We start from the raw sequence: 14,983 nt of genomic DNA on the forward strand, positions 1-14,983 counted from the left end.
AACACTCACTTGTAATAGGATAACCCCGAAGTATAATACAAGTATACTATTCATTTGGAGTGATGAAAAATGGAAAGAGTCGTTATTACAGGAATGGGAGTAGTCTCTCCTATTGGAAACAACGTAGAAAAATTTTGGAGGAATCTGACTGAAGGGAAGTCTGGCATTTCCACTATTGATACATTTGACGTAAGTAATCATAAAGCAAAAATTGCAGGAATTATTCGTGATTTTAATGCAGATGAGATCTTAGGAAAAAATGAAGCACGACGTCTAGATCGCTTTACTCAATTTGCTTTGGCTGCTGCTGAACAAGCTTGGACTGATTCTGATTTAGATATTGATGATGTCAATCTGGAAAGACTTGGCGTATATGTTGGTTCGGGGATAGGAGGAATTGAAACATTTATTGATAATGTGGATACTCTTCGAGAGAAAGGTCCAAGAAGAGTCAGTCCAACCCTGGTACCAGCCATGATTTCAAATGCTGCCGCGGCCCAAATTAGTATTAAGTGGAACGCAATGGGACCTACTATGTCACCTGTTTCTGCTTGTGCGATCGGTAATACAGCTATTGGTGAAGCATTCAGACTTATTCGATTTGGAGAAGCTGATGCCGTTTTTGCAGGAGGAGCAGAGGCAGCTATAACAGATTTATCTTTAGCTAGTTTTGGCAATGCTACAGCATTATCAACGAGAAACGATAATCCAACTAAAGCTAGCCGTCCTTTTGATGTAGATCGAGATGGATTTGTCATGTCAGAAGGAGCAGGAATTTTAATCTTGGAATCTTTGTCTCACGCTTTACGTAGAAACGCAAAAATTCACGCTGAAGTCATTGGGTATGGTGCAAGTTCTGATGCCTATCATATGGTGGCTACACACCCAGAAGGTAAAGGAGCCTATCTTGCAATGAAAATGGCTTTGAAAAGCGCAAATATTTCTCCTGAAGAGATTGATGTCATTAGCGCTCATGCAACAAGTACAGAAGTTGGAGATCGTTCTGAGACACTGGCAATCAAAAAACTATTTGAATCAAAAGCTTATCAAATCCCAATAACAGCTAATAAATCTATGCTTGGCCACATGTTAGGAGCAGCTGGAGGCGTGGAAGCAATTGCTTTGGCAAAAAGTTTAAAGGAAGGAATCATTCCTCCAACCATCAACTTGGAAAAGCCTGACTCATTATGTGATTTAGATTATGTACCGGGTATTGCCCGTAAGATGGAAATAAATACTGGTCTATCCAATTCATTTGGTTTTGGAGGCCATAATGCAGCAATCGTTTTAAAAAAATACGAGTGAATTAACTCTCGCATCGTATTTTTAAATGAAAGATCCTCAAGAGAAACTATGTTAGTTACCATAATGGGTCACTACGAAAAAGCCCTTTTTTCTTGAGGGCTTTTCTTATGTTCATAAAGCCATATTTTTTAAATACCTATTAGCAACATCGACTAATTTAGTTAACAAAACAGTTAAGGTAAACAACAAACGTGTTTTTAAGCAAGAAAATGAAGGTGTTAATTATTTATTTTTATCAAAGGAATGTATTGCTCAATACTATTACTTCTACAACGATATTTTGATTAAAAAAGGCGACCTTCTTTATCCAAGTAAGTGGATCAAAAACGATGGTTTCACTCTCTATCCAATAGCTAATTTTGATCCAGATGATTATGAATATATATTTTATCCCGATTTCCATACAATAGATATGCAAGAGGTTCTAAATACATTTACAGAAATAAAATTGGAAGACGATTTTCGATCACTGTTGGCATTAGATGAATTACCTGCATCAGTGGAAAAGATGATTAGAGAAGTGATTGAGCTCCTAGATCGAATTACTGAACTAAGGTATGCATTACAAGACTGGAGTCGCTTAGACTTCTTTTCAATGAGTAAACCATTACCTAGAGTGAAACGGGATTACCGGTTTGTTTACAAATACGACTCAGACGACACTTCATTTTATAAATTACCAGTTGGTTTAAGAAATGCTAAAGGTGTAGGTGGAGAAAGCATTTATCATAAAGCAGAAAAAGGGACAAGTCTGAAGAAGTTTGGGAAAAAGAAGAATAGATTTATGCAATTGATAAACTAATAAAGTTATATACATATTGCTCATTATGCCAGGGTTTTTCCTGTTTTTTTATTTATCTACATCACTCTTTCAACTAAATTGATATTATGTTGAAAGAGTGGATTTCTTTTTAAGACCCCTACTCCGCTGTTAAAATACAAATACATTAGGATAAAATATGTAAGCAGCATAAGACGTGTTTGTATACTACGAAAAGGGCAATCTAATGATTCCCCTTCTGCTCATTTCTTTTAAACTTGTGCTTTCGCTTTCTCATACTATTTAGCGTAGGCGCAGGCTATTGACTCCACGGTAGGTGACATACCAAAATGCGCAGTAATCATTTACCCGTTTGTCTTTGGTGAAATTTATTTTATTGTTAGGAAAATAACATACATCAAAAACAACAAAATAATATACCTATCAAAGAATTTGACTTTTTCACTTTGAAAATGATTATTTTTTATTACTTTTATAAATAAGAAAGTTAATATAGCTAGAAAAAGTATTAAACCAGTTATGGTATTAATTGGAGACACCATTACCTTAAAATAAGTTTCAGTAACCTTTTCTGGGAAATGCATTAAGATCCTCAATGTTTCATTCACTAAAAAGTGAAAAAAGATAGCCGGAATAATACTTTCAGTATAGATAGTTACTAGTGCAAAAGAGATACCCATTACAAATGCAAAAACCAAATTCCCAACCGTCATATGGTAAATGCTAAAAATAAGAGCACTTAAAATTATTGCCGGTTTTATGTTCATTCTCTGATATTCTTTTAATAATATGCCTCTAAAAAGAATTTCTTCACTAATAGCTACTGAAAAGCCAATCATAATAATGCTGTAAAAACTTATGTTTTTACTACTCTCCATAAGTGTACTAACAATTTTTTCAGCAGAAAGCCATTCGCCAGTTAGTAGATAATATTGAATCCTACCGAATATCACAGATAGCATGTGAACTACAATACCCATTAAAATACCAAGAAGAATATATTTTATATGTACCTTTTTAAGCCGAATGCTAGATAAGGTTATTTTCTTCTTTTTTAAGAAAAGAAAAAGCACATAGATAATTACCAGTTTACTTAAAAAGAAAAATAATTGTTTGTTTATTTGTAAAGAAAGTTCTTGTAATACAATTTCCACAAGAGGAAAAATAACCATAATTAGTATTGTTATATAAAATATAAAGCGATGAGTTTGCTTAATATTAGTACCCATTCTTACCCCTTTGTTATACGAAAATTTCAAATTCTAAAATGCAAACCCTTATTCTAAAAAGGGTTTGCATTTTCACTATTTTTAATTTATTTTGTTGCTACTTTTTTATATTTAATGTAGGTTTCATTTCTTTTTTCTGTTTTTATCAAATTACCAGTTGGGTTATAGGTTTTTAGTGTTCCAGTCAATTTCCATGTTTCTTTGTATTGGTCCCATTTTTTCGTTGCCGAGTATACCCTTTCTCCACCACCAGAAACAGCTATTATATCTTTTATTTCCACCTTAAAGCTAAGGTTAATACTCCATGTTGTAGTATCAGTTATTTTTTTGTGAAAGACTCTTGATTGTCTTGTATCTGTGGCTGTTTTCCAAGTATATTGATTACAAGTAGCACACATTATAGATATACCATTTTCAATATTAGTCATTTCTCCTGTTTTCTCATCTACAAGAACGGGTATTTCTTGACCTAAAAGTACATCAGTACCTAATAGAGTTGTATCTTCTGTCGGAAACTCACCTGGTTGGCTTCCCTCTTTTGTTAAATCAACCTCTTTAGTAGGAGAACTTGCAAAGGTTGATGTTGGATTAAATCCAAACAAAAACATAGGAATTATTAATATAAGATATAATAACTTCTTCAATTCCTCACCCCATCTAATATTTTTTTAAAAGACCTACAATGATTTTGCATAAACATTCGTCTTTTTTAAATTATCAATTAATCTCGCGTATATATTTCTAGGTATTAATTGCAATTTAATATAAATTAAAAGACGCCACTCACTGCTCTCCCTCATTATTGTAAATTTTACCATATAAGTATTTATTTTTTCACTTAATTAAAAAGTATACTAAGTCTTGAAATAATGAAAGTAGTAGTTTGCATTATAAGATTTAAAAGGTTTTATTAAGAATGTAAGTTACCTCACAAGTTTTACCTTCACACCTCCCGTGAATCCAACCTGATTAAACCTACCTTTACCTTAGTTCGACATTTTATTTTCCTCCCTCACACATCGAAAAAGACAGCCACCCCCGGCTGTCTTTTTCATTTCTATTAATTTATGAAAGCAGGTATCTTATGAACAAAACAAAAAAGAAGACAATTGGTGAAATGACAAATAGCCGGATGCGCTGGGCCTTTGACCCCTCAACTCGTGTTATTAAAAACAAAAAAGGAAAAGGTTCTTATAACCGGAAAAAAGAGCAATCCTATTGAGGATGCTCTTATTTTTTTCTTATTCGATTATTTCTTCATGGCGGTAAGGTAGCTCAATTTCCCGTAAGATAGGTACTTGATCTCCTGCTGTTTTTAGTATTGTTTTTACATACACAGCTTGTAGTGGTTGGAAGATATCAGTTGAAAAATTAAACTTCTCAGATAGGCCTTCGTCAAAATACAATTCGTGTTTAACCGTATAATCATTGAATGGTGGGCACCCTACTGGTGTTGTAACCTTTGGAGAATCAATATTGGCAAACCTTCGATCTGTTCCCTCTAAAGAAAACTTCGTTACAAATTCAGCGGTATCTTGTGAATACTCTCTGTACTCAACAATGATATCTTGGAACCCATACATAAACACCCTCTTATTATCATTGCGGAACCAGTACGGCTGCTTAACTTTGATTTGCAACTCTGTCACTTCCCTTTTAGGAAATGAGAATACCAGCTTCCCTGCTTCTGCAATTTCTTCCGGGACCTCCGTATTGTTCACTTGTTTTGTAGGGTATGTTTCTATCCTACGCCACTCCCCATTTTGATTCTTATATTTTTCCTTGTCCACGATAGTTTTCCGAAGTAAACAAATATAAGCCTTATCGCTCTTATGGTATTGCACCACAAGTTATCTTTTATCATCAAAATAAACAAGGTTAAATTTTTCTTCGATTAAGAAAGTGACCATAAAAAAGATCTAGTGCAGATGACTAGATTCTCTTTTTAATATCTTCCCTTATCGATTCAATGATAGTACCTGATAAATTTGCTGGAAGAGATGAACCATCCTCAAAAACCCATGTATTTATTATTTCAAGATCTTCTTTTTTAAAAGTAATGCTATAATCTTTATGATTGTGAGTAAAATCGGCTGTAACCGATTCTTCACCATCAAACTCGTCATCAATAATCATATTTTTTATTTCAAATGGTTTCACGATGTAATCTCCTTTTTATCGTTCTTGTATATAGAATTGGCTTTATATGATTGTTTATTCATTTTTTACAGCAAATTAAAAACCGAAGGGTTATTTCAGGAGATGAAAGCATTAAAACCATTCAGAAATCAAAATGTCGGTACCATCAAATAAGCGTCAAGAAAAGAAAAAACATGTAGGTAACTAATTCATCCTTAATTAAAGATTGCGTTTAATATATAAAGTCAATAAAACATAAAATCCACATAAAATGATTAGCTTCATGATCACCTTCACCTAATCCGTTTATCACAATCGATTAAATATGACTTCGCTTTCACTGACTGTTCCGGGAACACATGACGTGATACTTTACCACGGTGAAGAATCGGAATTTCAGGCTGTTGATATAAAACTTGTTTTAATATAGGAGTATTAATAGGCAAAAAACTACGGATTAGAGGAAAACCGGAGCAAATATAAAAGGAAATAAATTGCACTATTAAATGTGCCCTCCTGGCAAAACAACATTAAAACAAGCGTTACTTACTGATCAAAGTAAGTAACGCCTGTCTTCCAATCCTTACCCAAGCAATGATTAGTGGGTATTTTTTCTTTCTTACGTTAACACAGGAACTAACTAATGGCCTTATTAGGATTCCCCATCTCCATTATCAAAAAATGAATCAAATCCCCCATCAAAATCCTCTGTTGCCTCTTCAAACATTTCCTCAATATCAAAACCTTCCAACATCTCAGTAAATAGCATCGTCCCTAAAACACCCACTGCCAATCCACCAACCATTCCAGGTATAGCGTTAAATTGGGAAGCGCGAACATTATGCTGGTTTGCGGAATAAGAGAAGGGCTGTGTAAAAGCATAAGGCTGATCAATAGCTTCCGTTATATTTTTTGCTAGTAGTTTTTCAAGTCCGGCTTCATGTTCAAGAACATTTTGATTTAAATGAAACTCACGTTTTGCTTCAATTTCCTTGTAGCCGCTTTTACAGTCAACTTCCATCCAGACCCGGATACCTGATTCTTCATTGGCAAAACGCATTTCAACTTCATTTACTTGTCCCATGAATTGTTGAGTGGGGAAAAAAGCAAATTCCTGTCCATATTGGTCGAGTTTACCCGAGTCGGCTGTCTCGCGAAAACCTAATTGAGCCATTGCATTAAAAATGGCTTGAATAGAATTCTGGGGTTGGATGACTAGCCGGTCTACATCTTTGCGGTCAACCCCACCCTCAATATCAAGATGTGTATCCAGATAGTATGAGACAGTTCCCCTTGAAATAGGTATATTCGTAGGCAGGACGTAATGAAAAGGAATGACCTTACGTTCTTTGGGGTGAATACAATCACGATTAACTAATGGTATATGGGCAACTTCCTTAGAAACGCTTCCTTGTTTTAATACCACATTCATCATAAGCCGGACAGTCAATTGATTAATGTTCTGTTCCACCTCACCACCTTGAATGACAACCTCCCCTTGAATGCTTTCTCCCGCTTGATAATTACGATTATCACATTGTAAGTCTACAGTTGCGGCTCCTTTTCCTAAACTTGCTAAAATCTTTTTGAACATGCTACCTCTTCCCTTCGAAATTATCTCAAACCGTCTTAAGAATATGTAAATAAAAAGTCGCGTAATAAGAAATAGCAAGAAATCTATTCGCATTTAAGGAAACTTCTAAATTACACCTATAGAAATACGTCGAAATATGAAAATAGTTTCAAATGAATTTACTGCCGTAGGTGATTTTGATAAAAGGAGTAAGTAAAACACCCCCTTAAATGCATGCGCTTACATTTAATTCCGCATTGACACTTCTCTTTTTGTCAACAGTTCCGTTCATAATAAAAACGAAAGGCAACACTAAGATTTAAATAATTTCAGTTCATTTAAATCTTACTGGGGCAAAGTAATAGTCCTTGCTAATATATAGTAATAATAGACTTCACTTACAACTAAATAGATGCAAGAACCATTACAATTTCTGGATTAAGGATTGTAACTCATCTTGAAGGTTTCCTTTCGAAAAAGCAGAGTGCAGAATTTCATGAACAGTATTTAAGGAAATTTGTAGTTTTTCTTCACCTATTCTAGTTAAACGTGTGTAAATACCTCGTCGATCATCTTCGCATATTTGTCTTTGTAAAACGCCGCAGCTTTTTGCTTCCAGTCTGACTACCAGCCTAGATATAGCACTTTGACTTAATCCTACCATCTCTTGTAATTGTTGTAGCCTCAATTGTTTTTCGCTTGTTTTGGATAAAAAGTATAGAACGTAAAACTCTTTTAACGAAAGGTTATGATTTTTTTGCAAAGCACTTTCCAGTTCATTCGTAATGCTCATTTGAATATTAGTAAGAGATAGCCAATTATCTAAATACTTCTTTTCTTGGTTGTTTTTCATGCACATTCCACCCTGTTCTATCCTTTATAATTAAAATTGATAATCTTCATTCAATTAAATTGTTCTAATTCATTAAAAATTAATTTTCCCAAGCCGAAATTTAATGATTTAACTTTTTGAAAAGTACGTGCCATATTGGCAGTTTCCATGTTGTTAAATTGTTCTCTTCATTTTAGACGAGTTTCTTCTTTTTGTCTAAGTTTGAATTATTCCATAAAAAAAACAGTCAAAATGACTGCTCCTTTTTTCATGAGTTCAGTGTAACTGAACAGGATCCAATTTCATTTCCACCCCAGTTTAGTGAAAGCTTGTCTTGGTCTGAAAGAGGTCCTACACCACTTGGAGTACCTGTAAAAATAATATCTCCTTTCCCAAGTCCAAAATGCTCTTCTGTAAATTCTATAATCGTTTGCAAATCAAATAGTAAGTCTTTAATATTTCCGACTTGTACACGCTCTCCATTCTTTAACAAGGAAAAATCTAATTGTTCACATGCTTCGACACCTGGAAATGGAATGAAATCACTAACAACAGCTGAATTTTTGAAACCTTTAGCCAAAAGCCAAGGGTGCTGTTTCTGTTTTAACTGTGATTGAACATCTCTAAGTGTTAAATCCAACCCAATTGCCATCGCATCAACCATTTCATCTACTTTCATTCCTGGTTCGTACTGCTTTGCGATATGTATGACAAGTTCAGTTTCAAAATGAACGGAACCCTGATTACCCGGCAAAGCAATTGACTGACCTTTTGCTTCAACAAGCGAATGAGTTGGTTTTGAAAATAAAAAAGGGGACGTTGGGATTTCATTATTCAACTCTTTTGCATGCAAGGCATAGTTTCGACCTACACAATAAATATTTTTAATGTCTTTCCTCATAAAACTCACTCTTTTCTTTTTAGAAATTAAAATTAATGAATGGCTCTTTTCGTAAAAATTGTTGTTTTTAAAACAATACGATTTAAGGTTGATTGGAGCGCAAGTGCGAGACTCCTGCGGGAGCAGCGGGACAGGTGAGACCCCACAGGCGTTTAGCCGAGGAGGCTCACCGCCCGCCCCGCGGAAAGCGAGCATCTGGAGGGGAAATCAACCACACCGCTTTACTTGGTAAATAGCAACAAAATATGAGAAAACAGCCTAATGAATAGTAAAAGGTAAATATTAAGAAATGATTGCCACTTTCCCTAGTCATGACAATCGTCGTTTAATAGTCAGCCAGATTAATAATCACAAATTCAAATAAGAAAAAATCCTCAGATTTAAGTATATTTTATATTTTTCTGACTCTTTATACAACCGTTATACCTGTTAAAAGAAAATCCATTTCGATAACATGATTTCATCTCCGTACAATATGTAAACATAATCATAACGGATTAGAAGAATCGCTATAAAGAAATTTTTCACATTCTTTGGGTGAACATACCAGATTTATTGCGTTCTCTTCTTTTGCCTTTATAAAGTGTTTCCTAGTTCGACTGCATAATTCGTGCGAGTTCTTTTTCTAAAACAGCGGGCTCGTTTGCGTAATTGTAAATACCTAAAAACTTCTCTATAGCCTCTGGATGGGAACTGATCAGCTTGTTGACAGCTTCCTGTTGTTCAGATATGCGTTCATTCTTCGAAATTTGGCATCCCATGTGAAACCGAACCATAAACTCATCTTCTATTGCCTTTTGATATTCTTTAGACATTTGATTTGATGTATTGGATTGCCCCTTATATTTTAATAGAATATTGGATAATATACGTGCTCCACATATAGCATCATGGATCCCCTGCGCCATGCCAGGATCTTTAAAACAAACCGCATCACCAACCAACGCCCATCCTTTTCCCATTCCCTTATACCAGTAATTATCATATCCCAGTATACCTTTGACAGGTTCAGCGATTTCAGCATCTTCCAAGCGAGCTCCAATTGTTGTATTAGGAAAGTTATCTGTCAAGAGATTGCGCAGACAGCTTTCCGGATTTAATTTCAACCGTTCTATCAATTCCTTATTTTCTAATGAGAAAATGCCGACAATAACATATAAATCATCATTCGTCGGAAAGAGAATGGCTGTGTTATCTTTTCTCTTGTATACTTCAAATTTAGGGACATCATCGTGGCGAAATCCAGAAAAATACCCAAAATAGATGCCGACTGTTGCCGGAATACTTGTTTTGAGTTCACTTTTTACCAGCTTGCGAATAATTGAGGATCGGCCGTCTGCCCCCACTACCAGGCGAGCTAAAAATTCTTGCTTCTTGTTGTTTCCGTCTAAACCTTTCACGCCTATTACTGTTTCGTCATCACGGATGACATCCGTCACACGAAATCCTTCTAAAACGGTAACATTCATTTGAGATTTGGCTTGTTCAAGTAAGATATGATCGAGATAAGTTCTCCTAATGCAATAACAACTGTCCTCACCGTAAACCACAGGGATGAGTCCTTCTATCACTGTATCCTCAAATTGAAATTTAATATCCCGTACCGGTGGGGCATTTGTTTCCAGTAACTTGTCCATTACACCTATTTCCCGAAGAAGAGCGACAGTATTATTGAAAAAGGTATGGGTTGATAATGTGTCCCTTGGAAAAGTCGATCGGTCAACTAACAACACATGGAAACCTGCCTTAGCAAGATAAATTGCCAGAGCAGAGCCGGCACATCCAGCACCGGTAATGATGACGTCATACATCTTATTCATCGTATCACTCCTTTTTCAAGTACCATGATTGACTTGCTTATCCATTAGTAGAGCTTGATAAAAATATACTACATACATAAAATATGGAAGTTAAAACTAAAAAAGTACAGAGAATTCCAAAGTCGACCCCGTCTATGTGAAGAATCGAATTTTTTACTTCATCTTATAGAACTCCCTCATTTAATTCAGGATTTCATCCCACTGGGTAAAGGAATTACAAAGGCATCTCATCTACCACACTATCAAAACAGAAAAGCATTGGTATATCGTTTGCATCTTTAAACCATCAAGTGTTAAAAGCAGACTTTTTCGTTAATATTCTTCCAAATCGGTTTCAAATAAAGTGAACTAAAGAGTGCTACTTCTAGAATTACATAGTATGTATTAATCAGGGGGAATTTTAAAAAGCCAGAATACAAAAGCAACAATAATGAATAGCCGCACATAATAAAAAAACATAGTTCTTTATTAGAGATGTCCTTGATTGGTAAGAATAAATCCATTTATTTTGACAAAAAAAAGAGCCAACAAGTTGTTGACTCTTTGATTTAAAAAGTAGAAGCTAAATCTTTTGATCGTGCTATAGCATTTTCTTTTATTTCTTGTGCTTTATCAGGCATTGCTGCATGTCCTTCAACGAATACACCTTCAAAGGAAGGCACTCCGAAGAATTGCATGATGATTTTTAGATACCGGTGACCCATTTCCATTTCAGCAGCTGGCCCTTCTGAATAAATACCACCACGAGCTTGAATATGCAAGGCTTTCTTATCAGTTAAAAGACCAACTGGGCCTTGATCGGTGTATTTAAATGATTTACCTGCAACAGCTACAGAATCTATATATGCTTTCATTACTGGCGGGAATGAAAAATTCCATAAAGGTGTTACAAATATATATTTATCGGCAGCTATAAATTGCTCACATAACTCTGAGAGTCGACTAACTTTTGCTTTCTCATCCGCCGAAAGTTCTTCAAAGCCCTTTCCAGATTGAAGTTTCCCCCAACCACTGAAAACATCTACATCAATTTCAGGAATATTTTCTTTATAAAGGTCAATATTCACTATTTCATGGCTAGGATTTACTTCTTTGTAAGTGTCAATAAATGCTTTTCCAACAGCCATACTGTAAGATTGTTTATCATCATGAGGATGAGCTGTGATGTACAATACCTTAGTCATTTTGTATCTTTCCTTTCTTTTTACATATTTGAACATTCTAGTTTGTCTTGGAAATTCAACATTTATACATTTACTCTAACTAAAATAACTTTAATTGATATGTATAAAATTATTCGTTACCCGCCCATAAAACGCAGATTTAAGGAAGGTATAAATCTTCTTTCAAGTTTTGAGAAAGAATGCGAATTTGGGATATGATATAACAAGACAAACCGGTTATTTTTAGGAGGCTTTAGAAAATGACGAATTCAATAAAATTTGACCTGCACACTCACCATGAACGATGTGGACATGCTATCGGCACAATTGAGGATTATGTAAAACAAGCCATTGAATACGGCTTGCAATATATTGGGATTTCTGATCATTCTCCATATTTCTATAGTGAGGACGACCATCTCTACCCAACTATCGCAATGGCAAAAAGTGAACTTGTCCCTTATATTGAGGAAGTTCTTCGCTTAAAAGAAACATATGAAGGTAAAATTCACGTGTTATTAGGAATGGAAAGTGATTTCTTCCCTGATCACATTGAAGTCTACCGTCATCAATTTCTTTTACACCCTTTTGACTACATAATTGGATCTGTTCATTATGTTCAAGACATTAGCATTTTTAAAAAAGGGCGTTGGAATGGTTTAACTTCTAAAGAACAGTCAAAATTAAAGAATGAATACTATGAATTAATACAGAAATCTGCAAAAAGCGGAGTGTTTCAAATCTTAGGCCATATTGATGCAATGAAAGGGTTTTATCCTGCCTTTTCATCCATTGAAACAGACAGTATTGAAAAAACGTTAAAAATCATTAGTCAAGAAGATATCGCCATTGAGATTAATACCTCTGGTAAAACAAAAGAGTGTGGTGGGTGGTATCCAGCAGATGACATTTTAGAAAGAGCTCTTTTCTATAATGTGAAGGTAACATTTGGATCAGATTCGCATACACCTGAACGTATTGGCGATGAATTTGAACAAGTAAAAAAAAGACTAAAGGAAATCGGCTTTTCTGAGTGGGCTTACTTTGTTAACAAGCAAAGGATTCTCACTCCACTTTAACCTTCCAGTCAATAGGGTTAGAACTTGTCCAATCGCTTGAGTATCCATTAACAATGTGTATCGTAGGGATGGTTTTTTCAACCCTTTTGCTGCTAAGAAGGGCGATGCAAAAAAAATTCGTGTCCAGGTATCGGTTATGATCCTGCTTCGAATCTCATTAAACCCCTCATCTGATCAAAGAATCGGTACCAATCTTTTTTATGAACATAAAATAATCATTAAGCATTCTGTAAAAAAAATTTTAGCACGGTTGCTTACAAGTTCTTACCCGTTCATTTCAACTAATCCCAGTCATCATCTTATTTTTTAGCATAAAATCAAAATATTTAGGGAAATTAATAACTTACCATTCGTTAATCTTATAAAAAGGAGTTGATTTGGGTATGATTGATAACCCATTGCATAAAGAGAATGACGAAAACTCTGTAGAGTCAGTTGAAGGTAAGGATGTTTTTAACTCTTCAATAGGGAGATCCGAAGCCCCTCCAATAACACCGTCAAAAGATCCTGAATTCGATCTTTTTGGCACAGTATTAAACGGGTATCCGTTTTAATTAAACTTCCTTTTTCAATTTACCTTCAGAACCTTGTGAATGGTATTAGAGCATTAGATTTCAAACCTACATTATAATTTCCTATATAATAAAGAAGAGCACATATTAGTCACGTATAATATGTGCTTTACTTTTTTAAAATTCAAGCGCCCTTTTCTGGATTTATGCTAGTGTACCTAATAATAATAATTCATTTGCCTCTTCGGTTAGTCTATCTCACCTGGTTCTTCACCTGGAATTAACACTTCTCCAATTTTATCGATTGAGTCAACTATCGGCACTTTTTAAACTGCCTACATAAGAAAAAAGGTTGCAACAGCAACCTCCCTTTGAAGTAAGCCCTCTCTTTCATGAAATAGCTGAAGCTGGTCTGTTTTTTAATTCCCCGGGGTCGCCTCGTTTCCTGGCTGCTGTACTTGAACCTTGTCCCCTATTTCAATGGACAACAAATCCTCACCTACTAAAACAGTTCCTCCATATGTTTTTTTAGTTCTTTCAAGCAAATTAGCTTTTTCCTCTGTTAATCCACCCAATAATACTATATGTGAGTACACAGCAAGTTTTGGTTGTATTTGGCTAAAGACTTTACCTGCTTCCTCCGGTGTAGTGTGAAGATCAAGTATATTGGCGATTGTTTCTGATTCATTATCAGGTTTTGCAGCTGCAACTTCATGAATAACTACGTCGGCACCTTTAGCAATTGTAATTAGGTTTTCATTATAGCGGGTGTCACCTGAGATAACTACTGAATGTCCTTTGTAATTAATCCGATAACCGAAAGCGGGCTCAATTGATTTATGGTCTACCTTGAAGGCCATCACTTCAATTCCTTTTCTTTTATAGACGATCCCCTCCTTGATATCATTTGCGGCGATACTTGCTCCTTCTACATTTCCATTTCCAGAATCATCTCTTGCATCCAAATCGGCTTTAAATGCTTTATTCATATGTAACATCATTTTCTCGGTTCCCTTAGGTCCCCAAATGTTAAATGCTTGGTCTCTTTTCCCTCCTGTTGGTAAAGAACCTGTAAGCCATACGTCTGGTATGCCGATTGTATGATCCGAATGTAAATGAGTAAGAAATAACTTGTCAACACTGCCAGGTAACAGATTCGCTTTATATAATTGTAAAGCAGTACCACGTCCAGCATCAAAGAGAAGTTTTTCATCACCAACTTCTACAAGTGTAGATGGGCCGGAGCGGGTTGTACTTAAAAGAGGAGAACCTGTTCCTAATAGCGTTACTTTAAAGTCGGTTTGCTGTTCAGCTGTTTGGCCAAATGAAGGAAGAAATAATGATAATGATAGAACTATTGAAGCTCCCAACAAAAAAACAAAAGAAATATTCTTTATTCTTTTCTTCATATCAAAAACCTCCTTATTTTTTCTTTACTCATGGAAGAACAATTTAATTGTTTTTAATATAAAACATAGTTTTATAAATACTTCCACAAACTGAATGTTACAATATTTATAATATTCGGTCAATAACTCCCAAAGTAAAATCCTGTATACTAATTCAACCTTCCATCAAGACAACAGGACCCAAGCTGAAATAATCGTACAGAATATTGGATTTCTTATTGGAACAATTGTTCATACTAA

15 protein-coding genes are annotated in these 14,983 nt (G+C 35.1%); 5 read left to right on the plus strand and 10 right to left on the minus strand.

Annotated features, from left to right (window positions below):
- The first annotated feature begins 69 nt into the window (after nucleotides 1–69).
- A complete protein-coding gene (fabF, locus tag JNUCC41_RS24225) occupies nucleotides 70–1,305 on the plus strand; it encodes a beta-ketoacyl-ACP synthase II (protein ID WP_192205209.1) in 1,236 nt (411 codons plus the stop codon).
- Nucleotides 1,306–1,585: 280 nt separating this feature from the next.
- Nucleotides 1,586–2,107, plus strand: coding sequence for a hypothetical protein (locus JNUCC41_RS24230; RefSeq protein ID WP_192205210.1), 522 nt, complete (start codon nucleotides 1,586–1,588; stop codon nucleotides 2,105–2,107).
- A 347-nt stretch (nucleotides 2,108–2,454) separates the two neighbouring features.
- Here the strand turns inward: JNUCC41_RS24230 and JNUCC41_RS24235 are convergent, their stop codons facing one another.
- Together JNUCC41_RS24235 and JNUCC41_RS24240 are read right to left on the minus strand one after the other, a co-directional pair.
- Nucleotides 2,455–3,315, minus strand: a complete 861-nt coding sequence (locus JNUCC41_RS24235) for a CPBP family intramembrane glutamic endopeptidase (RefSeq protein ID WP_192205211.1) — start codon at nucleotides 3,313–3,315, stop codon at nucleotides 2,455–2,457.
- An 86-nt stretch (nucleotides 3,316–3,401) separates the two neighbouring features.
- Nucleotides 3,402–3,959, minus strand: a complete 558-nt coding sequence (locus tag JNUCC41_RS24240; protein WP_192205212.1) for a hypothetical protein — start codon at nucleotides 3,957–3,959, stop codon at nucleotides 3,402–3,404.
- Nucleotides 3,960–4,399: 440 nt separating this feature from the next.
- Here JNUCC41_RS24240 and arfA point away from each other — a divergent pair, with 440 nt between their 5' ends.
- Complete coding sequence (gene arfA, locus JNUCC41_RS24245) at nucleotides 4,400–4,537, plus strand: alternative ribosome rescue factor ArfA (RefSeq protein WP_192205213.1); 138 nt, start codon at nucleotides 4,400–4,402, stop codon at nucleotides 4,535–4,537.
- Between the two features lie 19 nt (nucleotides 4,538–4,556).
- Here arfA and JNUCC41_RS24250 read toward each other — a convergent pair whose 3' ends face one another.
- The 7 genes from JNUCC41_RS24250 to JNUCC41_RS24280 form a co-directional block, all read right to left on the minus strand.
- Nucleotides 4,557–5,105, minus strand: a complete 549-nt coding sequence (locus tag JNUCC41_RS24250; protein ID WP_228467442.1) for a hypothetical protein — start codon at nucleotides 5,103–5,105, stop codon at nucleotides 4,557–4,559.
- A 142-nt stretch (nucleotides 5,106–5,247) separates the two neighbouring features.
- On the minus strand, nucleotides 5,248–5,475 hold the full coding sequence (locus JNUCC41_RS24255) for a hypothetical protein (RefSeq protein WP_192205214.1): 228 nt from the start codon (nucleotides 5,473–5,475) through the stop codon (nucleotides 5,248–5,250).
- 631 nt (nucleotides 5,476–6,106) lie between these two features.
- Nucleotides 6,107–7,048, minus strand: a complete 942-nt coding sequence (locus JNUCC41_RS24260; protein WP_192205215.1) for a sporulation protein — start codon at nucleotides 7,046–7,048, stop codon at nucleotides 6,107–6,109.
- Between the two features lie 403 nt (nucleotides 7,049–7,451).
- The gene (locus JNUCC41_RS24265; RefSeq protein WP_192205216.1) at nucleotides 7,452–7,880 is read right to left on the minus strand and encodes a MarR family winged helix-turn-helix transcriptional regulator; all 429 of its coding nucleotides are present in this window, start codon (nucleotides 7,878–7,880) and stop codon (nucleotides 7,452–7,454) included.
- 247 nt (nucleotides 7,881–8,127) lie between these two features.
- Complete coding sequence (locus JNUCC41_RS24270) at nucleotides 8,128–8,760, minus strand: fumarylacetoacetate hydrolase family protein (RefSeq protein ID WP_192205217.1); 633 nt, start codon at nucleotides 8,758–8,760, stop codon at nucleotides 8,128–8,130.
- 590 nt (nucleotides 8,761–9,350) lie between these two features.
- The gene (locus JNUCC41_RS24275) at nucleotides 9,351–10,580 is read right to left on the minus strand and encodes an NAD(P)/FAD-dependent oxidoreductase (RefSeq protein WP_192205218.1); all 1,230 of its coding nucleotides are present in this window, start codon (nucleotides 10,578–10,580) and stop codon (nucleotides 9,351–9,353) included.
- Nucleotides 10,581–11,128: 548 nt separating this feature from the next.
- Nucleotides 11,129–11,764, minus strand: coding sequence for an FMN-dependent NADH-azoreductase (locus JNUCC41_RS24280; RefSeq protein ID WP_192205219.1), 636 nt, complete (start codon nucleotides 11,762–11,764; stop codon nucleotides 11,129–11,131).
- 239 nt (nucleotides 11,765–12,003) lie between these two features.
- Between JNUCC41_RS24280 and JNUCC41_RS24285 the strand changes: the two genes are divergently transcribed.
- Together JNUCC41_RS24285 and JNUCC41_RS24290 are read left to right on the plus strand one after the other, a co-directional pair.
- A complete protein-coding gene (locus JNUCC41_RS24285; protein WP_192205220.1) occupies nucleotides 12,004–12,822 on the plus strand; it encodes a histidinol-phosphatase in 819 nt (272 codons plus the stop codon).
- Nucleotides 12,823–13,205: 383 nt separating this feature from the next.
- Nucleotides 13,206–13,376 (plus strand): hypothetical protein, encoded by a 171-nt coding sequence (locus JNUCC41_RS24290; protein ID WP_192205221.1) that lies wholly within the window; start codon nucleotides 13,206–13,208, stop codon nucleotides 13,374–13,376.
- A gap of 377 nt (nucleotides 13,377–13,753) precedes the next feature.
- Here the strand turns inward: JNUCC41_RS24290 and JNUCC41_RS24295 are convergent, their stop codons facing one another.
- Nucleotides 13,754–14,743, minus strand: coding sequence for an MBL fold metallo-hydrolase (locus JNUCC41_RS24295; RefSeq protein WP_192205222.1), 990 nt, complete (start codon nucleotides 14,741–14,743; stop codon nucleotides 13,754–13,756).
- Nucleotides 14,744–14,983 lie beyond the last annotated feature (240 nt).

It is taken from the genome of Brevibacillus sp. JNUCC-41, from assembly GCF_014844095.1.
GTDB classification, from domain to species: Bacteria; Bacillota; Bacilli; order Bacillales; family DSM-1321; genus Peribacillus; species Peribacillus aracenensis.